General features: G+C 74.7%; 14 protein-coding genes. 8 read left to right on the top strand and 6 right to left on the bottom strand.

Annotated elements, in window-relative coordinates; all coding sequences use genetic code 11:
- Positions 1-89: 89 nt before the first annotated feature.
- Positions 90-1,502 carry a class II fumarate hydratase gene (locus HNR08_RS03355; RefSeq protein WP_146834163.1) on the bottom strand — a complete coding sequence of 471 codons (1,413 nt, stop codon included), beginning with the start codon at positions 1,500-1,502 and terminating at the stop codon, positions 90-92.
- Positions 1,503-1,576: 74 nt separating this feature from the next.
- On the bottom strand, positions 1,577-2,245 hold the full coding sequence (locus tag HNR08_RS03350; protein ID WP_146834160.1) for a carbonic anhydrase: 669 nt from the start codon (positions 2,243-2,245) through the stop codon (positions 1,577-1,579).
- A gap of 178 nt (positions 2,246-2,423) precedes the next feature.
- Between HNR08_RS03350 and HNR08_RS03345 the strand changes: the two genes are divergently transcribed.
- From HNR08_RS03345 to HNR08_RS03330, 4 genes are read left to right on the top strand one after another with little or no spacing between them, the layout of a single operon-like run.
- Complete coding sequence (locus HNR08_RS03345) at positions 2,424-3,716, top strand: sugar ABC transporter substrate-binding protein (RefSeq protein WP_246802947.1); 1,293 nt, start codon at positions 2,424-2,426, stop codon at positions 3,714-3,716.
- Positions 3,713-4,699 (top strand): carbohydrate ABC transporter permease, encoded by a 987-nt coding sequence (locus HNR08_RS03340; protein ID WP_246802943.1) that lies wholly within the window; start codon positions 3,713-3,715, stop codon positions 4,697-4,699. The genes HNR08_RS03345 and HNR08_RS03340 overlap by 4 nt, the downstream gene beginning before the upstream one ends.
- On the top strand, positions 4,699-5,547 hold the full coding sequence (locus HNR08_RS03335; protein ID WP_146834155.1) for a carbohydrate ABC transporter permease: 849 nt from the start codon (positions 4,699-4,701) through the stop codon (positions 5,545-5,547). The genes HNR08_RS03340 and HNR08_RS03335 overlap by 1 nt, the downstream gene beginning before the upstream one ends.
- 27 nt (positions 5,548-5,574) lie before the next feature.
- Complete coding sequence (locus HNR08_RS03330; RefSeq protein ID WP_146834152.1) at positions 5,575-6,861, top strand: ABC transporter ATP-binding protein; 1,287 nt, start codon at positions 5,575-5,577, stop codon at positions 6,859-6,861.
- Positions 6,862-7,002: 141 nt separating this feature from the next.
- Here the strand turns inward: HNR08_RS03330 and HNR08_RS03325 are convergent, their stop codons facing one another.
- The 3 genes from HNR08_RS03325 to xseA form a co-directional block, all read right to left on the bottom strand.
- A complete protein-coding gene (locus HNR08_RS03325; protein ID WP_146834149.1) occupies positions 7,003-7,944 on the bottom strand; it encodes a carbohydrate kinase family protein in 942 nt (313 codons plus the stop codon).
- Positions 7,945-8,042: 98 nt separating this feature from the next.
- On the bottom strand, positions 8,043-8,315 hold the full coding sequence (locus HNR08_RS03320) for an exodeoxyribonuclease VII small subunit (protein WP_146834146.1): 273 nt from the start codon (positions 8,313-8,315) through the stop codon (positions 8,043-8,045).
- 32 nt (positions 8,316-8,347) lie between these two features.
- Positions 8,348-9,676 carry an exodeoxyribonuclease VII large subunit gene (gene xseA, locus HNR08_RS03315; protein ID WP_146834143.1) on the bottom strand — a complete coding sequence of 443 codons (1,329 nt, stop codon included), beginning with the start codon at positions 9,674-9,676 and terminating at the stop codon, positions 8,348-8,350.
- A 328-nt stretch (positions 9,677-10,004) separates the two neighbouring features.
- Between xseA and HNR08_RS03310 the strand changes: the two genes are divergently transcribed.
- Positions 10,005-11,024, top strand: coding sequence for a 4-hydroxy-3-methylbut-2-enyl diphosphate reductase (locus HNR08_RS03310; protein ID WP_146834339.1), 1,020 nt, complete (start codon positions 10,005-10,007; stop codon positions 11,022-11,024).
- Between the two features lie 7 nt (positions 11,025-11,031).
- Here the strand turns inward: HNR08_RS03310 and HNR08_RS03305 are convergent, their stop codons facing one another.
- Positions 11,032-12,402 carry a DNA recombination protein RmuC gene (locus tag HNR08_RS03305; RefSeq protein WP_246802942.1) on the bottom strand — a complete coding sequence of 457 codons (1,371 nt, stop codon included), beginning with the start codon at positions 12,400-12,402 and terminating at the stop codon, positions 11,032-11,034.
- A gap of 51 nt (positions 12,403-12,453) precedes the next feature.
- Between HNR08_RS03305 and HNR08_RS03300 the strand changes: the two genes are divergently transcribed.
- Genes HNR08_RS03300 through ychF form a run of 3 tightly spaced genes read left to right on the top strand, consistent with a single transcriptional unit; the run spans position 12,454 to position 15,906 of the window.
- The gene (locus HNR08_RS03300) at positions 12,454-13,254 is read left to right on the top strand and encodes an ABC transporter ATP-binding protein (protein WP_146834137.1); all 801 of its coding nucleotides are present in this window, start codon (positions 12,454-12,456) and stop codon (positions 13,252-13,254) included.
- Entirely contained in the window at positions 13,230-14,792 is a 1,563-nt protein-coding gene (locus tag HNR08_RS03295) for a hypothetical protein (protein WP_146834134.1), read from the top strand. Before HNR08_RS03300 ends, HNR08_RS03295 begins: the two co-directional genes overlap by 25 nt.
- Positions 14,793-14,820: 28 nt before the next feature.
- A complete protein-coding gene (gene ychF / locus HNR08_RS03290; RefSeq protein WP_146834131.1) occupies positions 14,821-15,906 on the top strand; it encodes a redox-regulated ATPase YchF in 1,086 nt (361 codons plus the stop codon).
- Positions 15,907-15,918 lie beyond the last annotated feature (12 nt).

Here is a 15,918-nt window from a genome sequence, read left to right as displayed (position 1 = left end):
GGGGCACCTCGCGGCCGACCGGGCATGCACCGGCGTGCCCCCGTCGCGCGTGCGGTGCCCCGCCGGCAGGCGGTGGGGGCTCGCCCCGGTCAGGTCGCCGGGCGCGTCATCCGCAGCAGGTCCAGGGCCTCGTCCAGCTGGGCCTCCGTGAGGTCGCCGCGCTCGACGTGACCCAGGGCGAGGACCGCCTCGCGGACCGTGACGCCGTGCGCGACCGCGTGCTTCGCGATCTTCGCGGCCGCCTCGTACCCGATCAGCCGGTTCAGGGGCGTGACGATCGACGGCGACGACCCGGCGTAGGCCGCGCCGCGCTCGACGTCGACCTCGATGCCGTCGACGCACCGGTCGGCCAGCACCCGGCACGCCGCCGCGAGCAGCCGCTCGGACTCCAGCACCGCCTGGCCCATCACCGGGATCTGCACGTTGAGCTCGAACGAGCCCGAGGCCCCGGCCCACGCCACGGTCGCGTCGTTGCCGACCACCCGGGCGCCGACCATGAGCACGGCCTCCGGGATCACCGGGTTCACCTTGCCCGGCATGATCGACGAGCCGGGCTGCAGGTCCGGGATCCGGATCTCGCCCAGGCCGGTGTTCGGGCCGGAGCCCATCCAGCGCAGGTCGTTGCAGATCTTCGTCAGGCTGACGGCGATGGTCCGCAGCGCCCCGGACAGCTCGACCAGCCCGTCCCGCGCGCCCTGCGCCTCGAAGTGGTCGCGCGCCTCGGTCAGCGGCAGCCCGGTGTCCTCCGCGAGCAGCGCGATCACCCGCTGCGGGAAGCCCGCCGGCGTGTTGATGCCGGTGCCGACCGCGGTGCCGCCGAGCGGGACCTCCGCGACACGGGGGAGGGCGGCCTGCACCCGCTCGACGCCCCGGCGCACGGCCGCCGCGTACCCGCCGAACTCCTGCCCGAACGTCACGGGGGTGGCGTCCATGAGGTGCGTCCGGCCGGACTTCACGTCGCCGGCGTGCCGCGCGGCCAGCCGCTCCAGCGACCCCGCGAGGTGCTCGAGGGCGGGGACCAGGTCGTGCACCGCGCCGTCCGTCGCGGCGACGTGCACCGACGTCGGGAAGACGTCGTTGGACGACTGCGAGGCGTTGACGTGGTCGTTCGGGTGCACGTCCGCGCCCAGCGAGCGGGTCGCCAGCGTCGCCAGGACCTCGTTCATGTTCATGTTGGAGGACGTGCCGGAGCCGGTCTGGTAGACGTCCACCGGGAAGTGCGCGTCGTGCTCGCCCCCGGCCACCTCGTCCGCCGCCGCGGCGATCGCGTCGGCGACGGCGGGGTCGAGGATGCCGAGCTCGGCGTTCGCGCGGGCGGCGGCCTTCTTGATCCGGGCGAGCGCGGCGACGTGCCCGCGCTCCAGCGTGGTCCCGCTGATCGGGAAGTTCTCCACCGCGCGCTGGGTCTGGGCGCGGTAGAGCGCGTCCGCGGGCACGCGGACCTCGCCCATCGTGTCGTGCTCGATGCGGTACTGGACGTCGTCGTCGGCGTGCAGGCTCATGCGCGGCATCCTGCCACCGCGCGCCGCGGGGCGGCCCACGGACCGGGACCTAGGTCCCCGGTCCGTGGCGCACGTCACACCGGCGCGACCGGCTGCTCCCCGATGTCACCCACGGCGCTCGTGAGCCGCGCCCGGCCGTCCGCCAGCGCGTACTCGACGCCGACCACCGCGCACCGGCCCTCGTCGATCGCCTCGGCCAGCGTGACCGAGTACGACCGCAGCATGTCCACGGTGTGCCGGACGTGCTCGTGGCCCAGGTCGGCCGGGTCGACGGTCGACAGGTCGCGCGGGTGGCCGTCGGCGTCCGGCCCGTGCGCGAGGGACACGATGCTCGGGATCACCCGGTCCACGACAGCCCGCACGAAGCCGCGCGGGAGCTCGCCGGTGGTGAGCGCCGCGGTCGCGGCGGCCACCGCGCCGCACGAGTCGTGGCCCAGCACGACGACCAGCGAGGCGCCGAGGACCTCCACGCCGTACTCGATCGAGCCGATGACCGTGGTGTCCAGCACGTGCCCGGCGGTGCGGACGACGAACACGTCGCCGAGCCCCTGGTCGAAGATGATCTCGGCCGCGACGCGGCTGTCCGAGCAGCCGAAGACCACGGCGAACGGCTGCTGGCCGGTGCTGACCTCGGCGCGGCGGTCGATGCCCTGGGACGGGTGCTCCATGGCGCCGCGGACGAACCGGTCGTTCCCCTCGCGGAGCGCGGACCAGGCCTCGGCGGGGGTCGTGGGGTGTGCCATGCGGCCCATCGTCGCACCGTCGGGCGGGTGCTTCGCGGCGTGTCCGCCGCCACCCGGACCGGGTGCTTCCGGTGGCAGGGCCGCGCGGACCGGTGTAGCCCTGGGGGGTGGCAGACGTGCGGGAGGTCGCGGATCCCCTGGTGGGGGCACGCGACGCCGGGGGAGGGGAGCGGTGACGGTGCACAGACGATCGAGGGGGATCGCCGCGGTGGCCGTGCTCGCCCTGGGGGCGGGTCTCGCGGCCTGCGCGCCGGCGGACGACACCCCGGTGCTGACCTGGTACACGAACCCGGACGCCGGGGGACAGGCGACGCTCGCGCAGCAGTGCACCGAGGAGGCCGGCGGCGCCTACCGGATCGAGGTCTCGGTGCTGCCGCGCGACGCCAGCTCGCAGCGCGAGCAGCTCGCCCGGCGGCTCGCCGCCTCCGACTCCTCCATCGACCTCATGAGCCTCGACCCGCCGTTCATCCCGGAGCTGGCGAACGCGGGGTTCCTCGCGCCGGTGCCCGACGACATCGCCGAGCAGGTCAGCCAGGACGTCGCGGAGGGGGCCCTGCAGGGCGCCTCCTGGGCCGACGAGCTCGTCACCGTCCCGTTCTGGGCCAACACGCAGCTGCTCTGGTACAAGAAGTCGGTCGCCGAGGCCGCCGGGCTGGACCCCGCGACCACGCCGGTGACCTGGGACCAGGTGATGGACGCGGCGCGCGACCAGGACCTCGCGCTCGGCGTGCAGGGCATCAAGGCCGAGGCGTACACCGTGTGGATCAACGCGCTGGTGGAGTCCGCGGGCGGGCACATCGTGGAGACCCCCGAGGCCCCGGCGGAGGACATCGAGCTCGGCCTGGAGTCCGAGGCGGGCCGGGAGGCCGCGCGGATCATCGGCGAGATCGGGAAGGACCGCCTCGGCGGGCCCGGCCTGCCCACGCAGGACGAGAACGCGTCGCTCACCCAGTTCCAGGGGGACAGCGGCTCGTTCATGGTGAACTGGCCGTTCGTCTGGCCCGCGATGCAGGGGTCGGTCGAGGACGGCGCGCTCGACCAGGCGTTCCTCGACGACGTCGGCTGGGCCGTGTACCCGCAGGTCGTCGAGGGCGAGGACGCCCGGCCGCCGTACGGCGGGATCAACATCGGCGTCGGGGCGTTCAGCGAGCACGTGGACGAGGCGTACGAGGCCGCCGCGTGCATCGTCCGGCCGGAGCACCAGGCGGCGTACTTCGTCACCGACGGCAACCCGCCCTCCAACACCACCGCGTACGACGACCCGGAGGTGCAGGAGACGTTCCCGATGGCGGACGTCATCCGGCAGTCGCTGGAGCAGGCGGCGCCGCGGCCCCAGACCCCGTACTACAACGAGGTCTCCCAGGGCCTGCAGGAGACCTGGCACCCGCCGGCCTCCGTGGACCCGGACTCCACGCCGCAGGAGTCCACCGACTTCATCGTCGCGGTGCTGCGAGGGGAGCGGCTGCTGTGAGTACCGAGATCACGGGGGCCACGGCCGGGACGACCGCGCGCGCCACGCGCGGGGCCGGGCCCGACCGCGGGTCGAAGCCCCGCAAGAGCGACCGCGCCCGGGCGGAGGCGCGGCTCGGCTGGCTGCTGGCCGGCCCGGCGTTCGTCGTCATGCTCGCCGTGACGGCCTACCCGATCCTGCAGGCCGTCTACGACTCGCTGTTCCGGTACCGGCTCACCGCGCCGGACGACCGCGGGTTCGTCGGGCTCGGCAACTACGGCGTGATCCTGGGCGACCCGGTGTTCTGGCAGTCGCTCGGCGTGACGACGTTCATCATGGTCGTCACGGTGGCGATCGAGCTGGTGCTCGGCTTCGCGCTCGCCCTGGTCATGCACCGGGCCATCACCCGGCTGCGCGGCCTGCTGCGGACGGCGATCCTCGTGCCCTACGGGATCATCACGGTCGTCTCGGCGTTCGCGTGGTTCTACGCGTTCGCCATCGAGTCGGGGTACGTCAACCAGTGGTTCGACTGGGTGCCCGGCATCGGCCCGGACCTCAACTGGTTCGCCGAGCGCGGCACCAGCCTGTTCGTCATCATCGCGTCCGAGGTCTGGAAGACGACGCCGTTCATCTCGCTGCTCCTGCTCGCCGGCCTGGCGCAGGTGCCCGGCGACCTGGAGGAGGCCGCGCAGGTCGACGGCGCCACCTGGTGGCAGCGGATGCGCCGGGTCGTCATGCCGAACATGAAGGCCGCGATCATGGTCGCCGTCCTGTTCCGGGCGCTCGACGCGTTCCGGATCTTCGACAACGTCTTCATCATGACGAACGGCGCGAACGGCACCACGGTGCTGTCCCTGCTGGCCTACCGGACGTCCATCGGGCGGCTGGAGATCGGCCTGGGGTCGGCGATCTCCGTGCTCCTGTTCCTGTGCGTGATCGTCATCTGCTTCATCGCGATCAAGATCTTCAAGGTCGACCTGGCCGGCGCGAGGGGGGAGAAGTGATGGGCGCCCTGTCCGGCAAGCAGAAGGTGGCCTGGGCCGCCATCACCGTCGCCGTGCTGGTGTACGCGCTGTTCCCGGTGCTGTCGATCCTCGCCACGTCGTTCAAGCTGCCCAGCGACCTGAACACCGGCAAGTTCCTCCCGACGACGTGGACGTGGACCAACTACGAGCAGATCCTCGGGCCCGACGGCTCCGCGCAGGAGCTGTTCCTGTCGTCGTTGCGGAACTCGGTCGGCATCTCGCTGATCGCCACCGCCATCTCGTCGGTGCTCGCGACCCTCGCGGCCTACGCGATCGCCCGGCTCGCGTTCCCCGGGCGCAAGCTCATCCTCACCACCGCGCTCGGGGTCTCGATCTTCCCGGTGATCTCGATCGTCACGCCGCTGTTCAACCTGTGGCGCTCGATCGGCCTGTACGACACCTGGGCCGGCCTGATCATCCCGTACCTGTCGCTGACCCTGCCGATCTCCATCTGGACGCTGACCGCGTTCTTCCGGCAGATCCCGTGGGAGCTCGAGCAGGCCGCGCAGGTCGACGGCGCCACCACCTGGCAGGCGTTCCGGAAGGCGATCGTGCCGCTCGCCGCGCCCGGGGTGTTCACCACCGCGCTCATCGCGTTCTTCATCGCGTGGAACGACTTCGTGTACGGCATCTCGCTGACCTCGACCGAGGCGGCCCGGCCCGTGCCCGCCGCGCTGGCGTTCTTCTCCGGCGCGTCCCAGTTCGAGGACCCGACCGGGGCCATCTCCGCCGCGGCCGTGGTCGTCACCATCCCCGTCGTCGTCCTGGTGCTGCTGTTCCAGCGCCAGATCGTGTCCGGGCTGACCCAGGGCGCCGTCAAGGGCTGACGCCCCGCCGCGCACGAGGAGGAATCCATGGCATCCATCACCCTGACGGACATCGTCAAGCAGTACGGCGACGGCTACCCCGCGGTCAACGGCGTCAGCCTCGACATCAAGGACGGCGAGTTCGTCATCCTGGTCGGGCCGTCCGGCTGCGGGAAGTCCACGCTGCTGCGCATGATCGTCGGCCTGGAGGACATCACCTCCGGCGAGCTGCGGATCGGCGACGAGGTCGTCAACGAGAAGGCACCGCGCGACCGGCACCTCGCGATGGTGTTCCAGAACTACGCGCTCTACCCGCACCTCACGGTGTTCGAGAACATCGCGTTCCCGCTGCGGCTGCAGAAGGGCAAGTTCACCGACGACGAGATCCGCGAGCACGTCGAGTTCGCCGCCGACACCCTGGAGCTGCGCGAGCACCTCGACCGCAAGCCCGCGAACCTGTCCGGCGGCCAGCGCCAGCGCGTCGCGATGGGCCGCGCGATCGTCCGGGACGCGCGGGCGTTCCTGTTCGACGAGCCGCTGTCCAACCTCGACGCGAAGCTCCGCGGGCAGATGCGCACCGAGATCGCCCGGATGCAGCGCCGGCTCGGCACCACCACCGTGTACGTCACGCACGACCAGACCGAGGCCATGACCCTCGGCGACCGGGTCGCGGTGCTCCGCAAGGGCGAGCTGCAGCAGGTCGCCAGCCCGCGGGCGCTGTACGAGCAGCCGGTCAACCTGTTCGTCGCCGGGTTCATCGGGTCGCCCCCGATGAACTTCCTGCCCGGGGAGGTGCGCGGGGACTCCCTGCGGCTGCCGTTCGGCGAGGTGCCGCTGTCCGAGGAGCTCCGGCAGCGGATCGACGGGCGGGAGCTCGTCATCGTCGGCCTGCGGCCCGAGCACGTCGAGGACGCCGCGGTGCTCGACGACACCAAGCGCGACGGCGGGGTGACGTTCGCGGCGGACGTGGACGTCGTCGAGTGGCTGGGCGCCGAGCTCTACGCGTACATCCCGTTCGAGACGCACGCCGACGTCGCGCAGAAGCTCGAGGAGCTCGACCGCGACCTCGACGGCGAGGGGATGCGCACGCAGATGGTCGTCGCGCTCGGGTCCGAGAGCCGGGTCCGGGACGGCAGCGAGGCCCGGCTGTGGTTCGACCCGAAGCGGCTGCTCGTGTTCGACCCGGAGTCCGGGGAGAACCTCACCTACGACGACGCCGAGGCGCAGCGGGTGGACGCCGAGACCGAGGAGGACCGGCGGGCCGCGCTGGAGCGGGCGCACCGCGACGCGGAGCGCGCCGCCGCGGGGCAGGGGCGGCACCGCCAGGCGAGCTGACCGGGGCACCTGCGGGCGTGCAGCTCGCCGAGGTCGAGGGTGTCGTGCGAAGTCGAGGGTTTCGGCGCCCCGATCGGCGCGAAACCCTCGACCTCGGCGACTGCGGCTGCGGCTGCGGCTGCGGCGCGGCGGGCGGCGGGATCAGGCCTCGCCGAGCTCCGCGCGCGTGGGCGGGTTCGCGCCGGCGCGGGAGACCGTGATCGCGGCGACCTGCGCGCAGCGGACCAGCACGCGCTCCACCGTGGGGCGGTCGATCGCGCGCAGGCGCTCGCGGGCGTCCGCACCGAGCAGGTCGGCGGACCACAGGCCGTCGATCAGCGCGGCCATGAACGAGTCCCCGGCGCCGACGGTGTCGGCCACCTGCACCGGTGGGGCCGTCACGGCCACCTCGTCGCCCGCGGCGGTGACGGCGAGCGCGCCCTCGCCGCCGAGCGTGACGACGACCAGCGCCGGCCCGCGACCCAGCCAGTCGCGGGCGATCTCCACGGGCGGGACGCCGGGGTGCAGCCACGCGAGGTCCTCGTCGGACACCTTGACCACGTCCGCCAGCGCGACGAGGCGCTCGACGACCGGCAGCGTCCGCTCCGGGGAGCCCATGAGCGCCGGGCGCAGGTTCGGGTCGTAGGTCAGCGTCGAGGCGCCCCGGCGGTCGGCGAGCAGCCGGGCCACGGCGTCGCCGCCCGGCTCGATGACCGTGGCGATCGAGCCGGTGTGCACGACGACGGGGTCGCCGTCGCCCTCGTCCCAGCGCGCGGGCAGGTCCCACGTGAGGTCGAACTCGTACGTCGCGACGCCGTCGCCGTCCAGGTGCGCGCGGGCGACCGGCGTGCGGTCCGGTGCGCTGTCGCCCGTCAGCACCGCGACGCCGGAGCCCGCGAGGTGCTCGCGCACCAGGTCGCCGTAGGCGTCGCCGGCGAGCCAGGTCAGCAGGCCGACCTCCCGGCCGAGCCGGCCGAGGCCGATCGCGACGTTCGCCGGGCTGCCGCCCGGGTGCTCGGCGGGCTCGGCGCCGGGTCGCAGGACCACGTCGACGAGGGCCTCCCCGACGACGAGGGCGCGGGCGGGGGCGGACTGCTCGGGCATCGGGCTCCTTCGGTCCGGCAGCGGTGCCGGGGTCGGGGTGGGGTGGTGCGGGTGCCGCGGGTCGCACCGGGCGGCGCGCGGCGGCTGCGGCGGCGCGGTCAGGACGCGGGTGCGTCCTCGCCCGGCGCGTCGTCGCCGGACCGGGCGGCGTCGAGCCGTGCGCGGGCGCCGTCCAGCCACTCCTGGCACCGGGCGGCCAGCGCCTCGCCGCGCTCCCACAGGGCGAGGGACTCCTCGAGGCTCGCGCCCCCGGCCTCCAGGCGGGAGACGACGGCGACGAGCTCCTCGCGGGCCTGCTCGTAGGACAGCGCGGCGACGCCCGGGGCGTCCGGTGCGTCGGGTGCGGGGGAGGTGGCGCTCACGGCCCCCATCTAACCAACGACCACGAACACCGCGCGCCGCCTCACGCGCCTGCGGCGTCCTCGTCGGGCCGGCGGCGCCCCGGCGCGACGGCCACGACCGACGCGATCAGCTCGCCGCGCGCCAGCCGTACCCGCAGCGTGTCCTTCGCCGACACGCTCGTCGCGTCCCGCACCACGGAGCCGTCGGAGGTCTGCACCACCGCGTACCCGCGCTCGAGCGTCGCGGCGGGGGACAGCGCCCGCACCTGCGCGGCGAGCGCCCGGGTCGAGGTCGCCGCCCCCGACAGGGCGTGGTCGAGGCAGCGGCGGGCGTGCTCACGCAGCCGGTGCACCTCCGCCTCGCGGGTGTCGACCATGGTGTGCGGCCGGGCGAGCACCGGGCGGCTGCGCACCTGCTCCAGGGCGGCGGTCTCCCGGGCGACCCGGTGCTCGATCGCGGACCGGATGCGCGCGCGGGCCTGGGTGACGCGGGCGCGCTCCTCGGCGACGTCGGGGACGATCCGCTTGGCCGCGTCCGTCGGGGTGGACGCGCGGTAGTCGGCCACCAGGTCGAGCAGCGGGGTGTCGGTCTCGTGCCCGATCGCGGACACCAGGGGCGTGCGGCAGGCGGCCGCCGCGCGGACCAGGGCCTCGTTGCTGAACGGCAGGAGGTCCTCGACCGACCCGCCGCCGCGCGCGACCACGACGACCTCGACCCGCGGGTCGGCGTCCAGCTCGGCGATCGCGCGGCTGACCTGCGGCACCGCGCCGACGCCCTGCACCGCGACCTCGCGGATGACGAACTCCACCTGCGGCCACCGCGCGCGGGCGTTCACCACGACGTCGTGCTCGGCCTTCGACTCCCGGCCGCACACGAGCCCGACGACGCGCGGCAGGAACGGCAGCGGCACCTTGCGGTCCGCGTCGAACAGCCCCTCGGCCGCCAGCACCCGCTTGAGGTGCTCGATCCGGGCCAGCAGCTCGCCGACGCCCACCGCCCGCACCGCGTCGGCGCTGAGCTGCAGGGTGCCGCGCTTGGTCCAGAACGTCGGCCGGGCGTGCACGACGACGTGCGCGCCCTCGGCCAGCGGGGTCTGCGCGGCGGACAGCACCTGCGCCGGCATCGACACCGGCAGGGACATGTCCGTGTCGGTGTCCCGCAGCGTCAGGAACGCGATGTTCGCCCCCGGCCGGCGGTTGAGCTGCACGACCTGGCCCTCGACCCACAGCGCCGACATCTTCGCGACGTAGTCCGCGATCTTCGCCGAGAGCAGCCGCACCGGCCACGGCCGCTCCGGGGTGGTCTCGACCGCCTTGGCGGGCAGGTCGGCGGGGAGCCCGCCGGGGCGCGGGGCGTCCGCGCGCGGGGCGTCGGGGGTGGACTGCTGCACGGGCCCACCCTGTCACGCCGCCCCGACATCGCCGGACCGGCGGCGCCCCGCGCGCCGAGTGGAGGGTTCTGCCCGACACGCCCGGTGTGTCGCGGCAGAACCCTCCACTCGGGGCCGGGGCCGGGGCCGGGGCCGGGGCCGGGGCCGGGGCCGGGGCCGGCGCCCGGGCTGGGGCCGGGACCGGGGCTGGGCCGTCACCGGGCCCGCGGCCCGGCGGGGGGTGGCGGGCGCGACCTAGACTGGCGCGGTGACCCACGCCACCGGTGCCGCGCCGGACGTCGCGGCTCCCGTCGCCGCGCACCTCGCGGCGGACGTCGCGGCTCCCGCCGTGCCGGCCCCGGGCGGCCGGCGCGTGCTGCTGGCGGCCCCCCGCGGGTACTGCGCGGGCGTGGACCGGGCGGTCGTCGCGGTCGAGCAGGCGCTGGAGCACTACGGGGCCCCGGTGTACGTCCGCAAGGAGATCGTGCACAACCGGCACGTCGTGGACACCCTGGCGGCCCGCGGCGCGGTGTTCGTCGACGAGACCGACGAGGTGCCCGAGGGCGCCCGCCTGGTGTTCTCCGCGCACGGCGTCTCCCCGGCGGTCCGCGCGGCGGCGCAGGCGCGCTCGCTCCGGACGATCGACGCGACCTGCCCCCTGGTGACGAAGGTGCACAAGGAGGCCGTGCGGTTCGCGGCCGACGACCTCGACATCCTGCTCATCGGGCACACCGGGCACGAGGAGGTCGAGGGCACCCAGGGCGAGGCCCCCGGGCACGTGCAGGTGGTCGACTCCCCGGCGGCCGTCGCGGACGTGCGGGTGCGCGACGAGAGCCGTGTGGTGTGGATCTCGCAGACCACGCTGTCGGTGGACGAGACGATGGAGACCGTCCGCCGGCTGCGCGAGCGGTTCCCGCTGCTGCAGGACCCGCCGAGCGACGACATCTGCTACGCCACGCAGAACCGGCAGGTCGCGGTGAAGAAGCTCGCGCCGGAGTGCGACGTCGTCATCACCGTCGGGTCGGCGAACTCGTCGAACTCGGTGCGGCTGGCTGAGGTCGCGAAGGAGGCCGGCGCGCGGGCGTCGTACCGGGTGGACACGGCGGCGCAGGTGGACCCGGCCTGGCTGGTGGGCGCGCGCACGGTCGGCGTCACGTCGGGGGCCTCGGTGCCGGAGATCCTGGTGCGCGACGTGCTGGACCTGCTCGCGCGGCACGGGTTCGCGGACGTCGAGGAGGTCCGGACGGCGACCGAGGACCTCATGTTCTCGCTGCCGCGCGAGCTGCGGGCCGACCTGCGCGCGGCCGGCGGCGAGGACCCGCGCCCGCGGCGCGAGCAGCGCCGGGACCTGTCGATCCGCCCGGTCTGAGCCGGCCTCAGCCCTCCGGCCGGACGTCTCCGAGCACGGCGTCGTCGAGCGCGCCGAGCGCGTCGGCCCGCCCGGCGGCGGCGGTCCCGGCGCGCGGCAGGTCGCCCTCGAGCCCGACGACCCGGGCCTGCTCCCACGCCACGAGCTCCGGAGCGGTCACCACGGACAGCCGCCGCTCCACCGGCAGCGGCGCCGGCAGGTCGGTGTCCACCACCCGCAGGTCCGCGAACTTCCGCGCCGAGACGAGCACCCGGGACTCGAGCGAGGCGATCGACTGGTTGTACGCGGTGGCCGCGCCGTCGAGCGCCCGCCCGACCTTCGCGAGGTGCCCGCCGAGGGTCGCGATCCGCCCGTGCAGCTCCTTGCCCAGGTCCAGGACGGCCTGCGCGTTGTCGGCGAGGGCGTCCTGCCGCCAGGCGTAGGCGACCGTCCGCAGCAGGGCGAGCAGGGTCATCGGGGTGGCGATGACGACGTTCTGCTCGAACGCGCGCTCGACGATCCCGGGGTCCACGTCGAGCGCCGCGTGCAGGAACGCCTCGGCCGGCACGAACATGACGACGAACTCCGGAGCGGGGGCGAACTGGTCCCAGTACCGCTTGGCGGCGAGCTGGTCCACGTGCGCCCGCACGTGCCTGGCGTGCGCCGCGGTCCGGCGCTGACGCTCCGCGGGGTCGGTGGCCTCCGCCGCCTCGAGGAACCCGAGGAACGCCACCTTGGCGTCCACGACGACGCGCTTGCCCCCGGCGAGGTGCACCACCATGTCGGGCCGCAGCAGGCCGTCGTCGGTCCGGACCTGGTCCTGCTCGACGAAGTCGACGTGCGGCAGCATCCCGGCGGCCTCGACCACGCGGCGGAGCTGCACCTCGCCCCATCGCCCGCGCACCTGCGAGGACCGCAGCGACGTGACGAGCTGCGACGTCTGCTCGCGCAGCCGCCCGGCCTCCTCCCGCATCTGCCGCACCTGCTCGCCGAGGGCCGCCCCGCCCTCGACCCGCGCCTGCTCGGCGGTGCGCAGCTCGGCCCGCACCTGGTCCAGCGTCCGGGCGAGGGGGTCCACCAGGGCCCGCACCGCCTGCTCGCGCTGCGCGAGGTCGCCGGCCTGCTCCTGGTGCCGCGCCGCGAGGCTCTGGTGCGCGAGGGCGAGGAACTGCTCGCTGCTCTGCGCCAGCGCGTCGGCGGCGAGCGCCCGGAACCGGTCGGCCTGCCGGTCCTCGTCGAGGGCGCCGCCGCCGAGCTCGGCTGCGGTCCGCCACCGCGCGGCGTCCACCTCGGCCGCCCGCAGCCGCGTCGCCGCGCGCCCCGCGGACACGAGCCACCCGACCGCGACGCCCACGAGCAGAGCCCCCGCGAGCGCGACCACCAGCGCCAGATCCGTCATGACCCGCAGACTGCCAGCCACCACCGACATCCCTGCTCCTATGCTGGCCGGATGACGGCGCAGGACGAGCCCGCGAGCCCGCGACCACCCGCGCCGCCGGCGCTCTCGCTGCAGGGGCTGTGGAAGCGGTTCGGCCCGAAGATCGCCGTCGCCGGCGTCTCCCTGGAGGTCCCGGCCGGCTCGCTGTACGGGCTGGTCGGCCCGAACGGTGCGGGCAAGACCACCACGCTGTCCATGGCGACCGGCCTGCTGCGCCCGGACGCGGGCCGCGTGCTCGTGCGGGGCAGCGACCTGTGGGCCGACCCGCTGCACGTGAAGGCGACGATCGGCGTGCTGCCCGACGGGGTGAAGCTGTTCGACCGCCTCACCGGCCAGCAGCTCGTCACCTACGCCGGGCTGCTGCACGGCCTGGACAGGTCCACGGTCGCGGACCGCGCCGCCGACCTGATCCGCACCTTCGACCTCGCCGCCGACGCGGACACCCTGGTCGTCGACTACTCCGCCGGCATGACCAAGAAGATCGCCCTGGCCTGCGCGCTCGTGCACGCCCCGCGCGTCCTGCTGCTCGACGAGCCGTTCGAGGCGGTCGACCCCGTCTCCGCGGCCAACATCCGGGACATCCTCGCCGCGTACGTCGCCGGCGGCGGGACGGTCGTGGTGTCCTCGCACGTCATGGACCTCGTGCAGCGCATGTGCGACCACGTCGCCGTGATCGCCGCCGGCCACGTGCTCGCGCAGGGCACGGTCGACGAGGTCCGCGGGTCGGCCAGCCTGGAGGACCGGTTCGTCGAGCTGGTCGGCGGCCGGCACACGGAGGAGGCGCTCGCGTGGTTGCGCACCTCGTCCGACTGAAGCTCGCCCTGCTCCGCAACGGTCTGCGGCGCAGCGTGTGGAAGCTGATCGGGCTGCTGCTCGGCTGCCTGTACGTGGCCTTCCTGCTGGTGATGGCGGGCGCGGGGCTGGTGCTGCTGGGGTCGAAGGGCGATCCGGAGCTCACCCGCACCCTGCTGGTCCTCGCGGGGACGGTGCTGGTCGCGGGCTGGTGGCTGCTCCCGCTCGTCGCGTTCGGGGTGGACAGCACGCTGGACCCCGACCGGTTCCGGCTGTTCCCGGTCCCGCGGCGCTCGCTGCTCACCGGGCTGGCGCTGGCGGGCCTGGTCGGGCTGCCGGGCGTCGCCACGGTGCTGGTGTCCGCCGCGACCTCGCTCGCCTGGTGGCGCACCCCGGCCGCCGTCGTGGCCGCGCTGGTGGGCGGCGCGCTCGGCGTCGCGCTGTGCGTGGTGGGGTCGCGGGCGGTGACGACGCTGCTGGCCCCGCTGGTGACCGGGCGCCGGTTCCGCGAGGTCGCCGCGGTGCTGGTCATCGTCCCGCTGATCCTCGCCGGGCCGATCATGCTCGGCGTCACCTCGGGGCTCGCGGCCGTCGCCGACGCGCTGCCCGCCATCGCGCAGGTCGTCGGCTGGACCCCGGTCGGGGCGCCCTGGGCCCTCGCCGCCGACGTGGCCGACGGCGCCTGGCTCGCCGCGCTCGGCCGGCTCGCCGTCGCCCTCGCCTCGCTCGCCGCGCTCGTCGTCGTGTGGGACCGCGCCCTGTCCGCCGCGCTGGAGCGGCCGGAGGGCGGGGCGCGCGTCGCCCGCAGCACCGGGCTCGGCTTCCTCGGCCGCCTGCCCGCGACGCCCACCGGCGCCGTCGTCGCCCGCTGCCTGACCTACTGGGTGCGGGACGCGCGCTACGCGGCGGCGGTCGCCGTCGTGCCGGTCCTGGTGCTGCTGCTGTGGTTCCTCGGGCGCGGGACCGACGCGCTGCTCGCCGCGGGGCCGGTCGTCGCGTTCGTCATGGGCTGGGCGCTGTCCGCCGACGTGTCCTACGACCACACCGCGTTCTGGACGCACGTCGCCGCGCCCATCGAGGGCCGGGTGGACCGCACGGGCCGGGCCGTGGCCGGGCTGCTCGTCGGGACCGTCGTGGTGCTGGTGGTCGCCCTGGTCGCGCTCGCGGTCACGGCCCGGTGGGACGCCGCGGCGCCGGTGCTCGGGGTGTCCCTGGGCGTGCTGACGACGGCCCTCGGCACGTCCAGCGTGTACTCGGCGCGGGTCGTCTACCCCGTGCCGAAGCCGGGGGAGAGCCCGTTCACCACCCCGCAGGGCACCTCGTTCGCGGTCATGGTGTCGCAGTGGGTCGGGATGCTCGTGCTCGGCGCCCTGTGCCTGCCCGGGGTCGGGCTGGGGGTCGCCGGGATCGTGACGGGGCACCCGCTCCCGACGGTCCTCGCCGCCGTCGTCGGGCCGGCGGTCGGGGTGGTCGTGCTGGTCGCGGGCATCCGGATCGGTGCGCGGATCTACGACCGGCGGGCGCCGGAGCTGCTGCAGACCATCCGCTCGTTCGCCTGAGGCGGCCCGCCCTCTAGGATGGTCGCCCGTGGCACTCACCATCGGCATCGTCGGCCTGCCCAACGTCGGCAAGAGCACGCTCTTCAACGCCCTCACCCGCGCGCAGGTGCTCGCGGCGAACTACCCGTTCGCCACGATCGAGCCGAACGTCGGCATCGTCCCGCTGCCGGACCCGCGCCTGGAGACCCTCGCCGGGATCTTCGGCAGCGAGCGCATCCTGCCGGCCACGGTGTCGTTCGTCGACATCGCCGGCATCGTCAAGGGGGCCAGCGAGGGGGAGGGGCTCGGCAACAAGTTCCTCGCGAACATCCGCGAGGCCGACGCCATCTGCCAGGTGACGCGCGCGTTCGCCGACCCCGACGTCGTGCACGTCGACGGCCGCGTGTCCCCGAAGGACGACATCGAGACGATCAACACCGAGCTCGTCCTCGCCGACCTGCAGACGCTCGAGAAGGTCGTCCCCCGCCTGGAGAAGGAGGTCCGCATCAAGAAGGCGGACCCCGCCGAGCTCGCCGCCGCCCAGGCCGCGCAGGCCGTGCTGGAGTCCGGGCAGACGCTGTTCCAGGGCGCGAAGGCCGCGGGGCTCGACCTGGCCGACCTCGCCTCGCTGCAGCTCATGACGGCCAAGCCGTTCATCTACGTCTTCAACACCGACGACGCCGGGCTCGCGGACACCGCGATGCAGGAGGAGCTGCGCGCGTTCGTGGCCCCCGCCGACGCGATCTTCCTGGACGCGAAGTTCGAGTCCGACCTGGTCGAGCTCGAGCCCGACGAGGCCAAGGAGATGCTCGCGGAGAACGGCCAGGACGAGGCGGGCCTCGACCAGCTCGCCCGCGTCGGGTTCCACACCCTCGGCCTCCAGACCTACCTCACGGCCGGCCCGAAGGAGTCCCGGGCGTGGACGATCCGGCAGGGGTGGACGGCCCCGCAGGCCGCCGGGGTGATCCACACGGACTTCCAGAAGGGCTTCATCAAGGCCGAGGTCATCTCGTTCGACGACCTGGTCGAGGCCGGGTCCGTCGCGGCCGCGCGGTCCGCCGGGAAGGCGCGGATCGAGGGCAAGGACTACGTGATGGCCGACGGCGACGTGGTGGAGTTCCGCTTCAACGTCTGACCGGCAGCCGCC

Source organism: Cellulomonas hominis (assembly GCF_014201095.1).
Taxonomy (GTDB): domain Bacteria; phylum Actinomycetota; class Actinomycetes; order Actinomycetales; family Cellulomonadaceae; genus Cellulomonas; species Cellulomonas hominis.
The sequence above is the reverse complement of the archived record's forward strand: the minus strand, read 5'-3'. Positions and strand labels throughout refer to the sequence as shown.

Coding starts and splice junctions, on each gene's coding strand:
- HNR08_RS03335 (WP_146834155.1), top strand. CDS start 4,699: ATGGGCGCCCTGTCCGGCAAGCAGAAGGTGGCCTGGGCCGCCATCACC.
- HNR08_RS03325 (WP_146834149.1), bottom strand. CDS start 7,944: ATGCCCGAGCAGTCCGCCCCCGCCCGCGCCCTCGTCGTCGGGGAGGCC.
- HNR08_RS03330 (WP_146834152.1), top strand. CDS start 5,575: ATGGCATCCATCACCCTGACGGACATCGTCAAGCAGTACGGCGACGGC.
- HNR08_RS03300 (WP_146834137.1), top strand. CDS start 12,454: ATGACGGCGCAGGACGAGCCCGCGAGCCCGCGACCACCCGCGCCGCCG.
- HNR08_RS03350 (WP_146834160.1), bottom strand. CDS start 2,245: ATGGCACACCCCACGACCCCCGCCGAGGCCTGGTCCGCGCTCCGCGAG.
- HNR08_RS03355 (WP_146834163.1), bottom strand. CDS start 1,502: ATGAGCCTGCACGCCGACGACGACGTCCAGTACCGCATCGAGCACGAC.
- HNR08_RS03305 (WP_246802942.1), bottom strand. CDS start 12,402: ATGACGGATCTGGCGCTGGTGGTCGCGCTCGCGGGGGCTCTGCTCGTG.
- HNR08_RS03320 (WP_146834146.1), bottom strand. CDS start 8,315: ATGGGGGCCGTGAGCGCCACCTCCCCCGCACCCGACGCACCGGACGCC.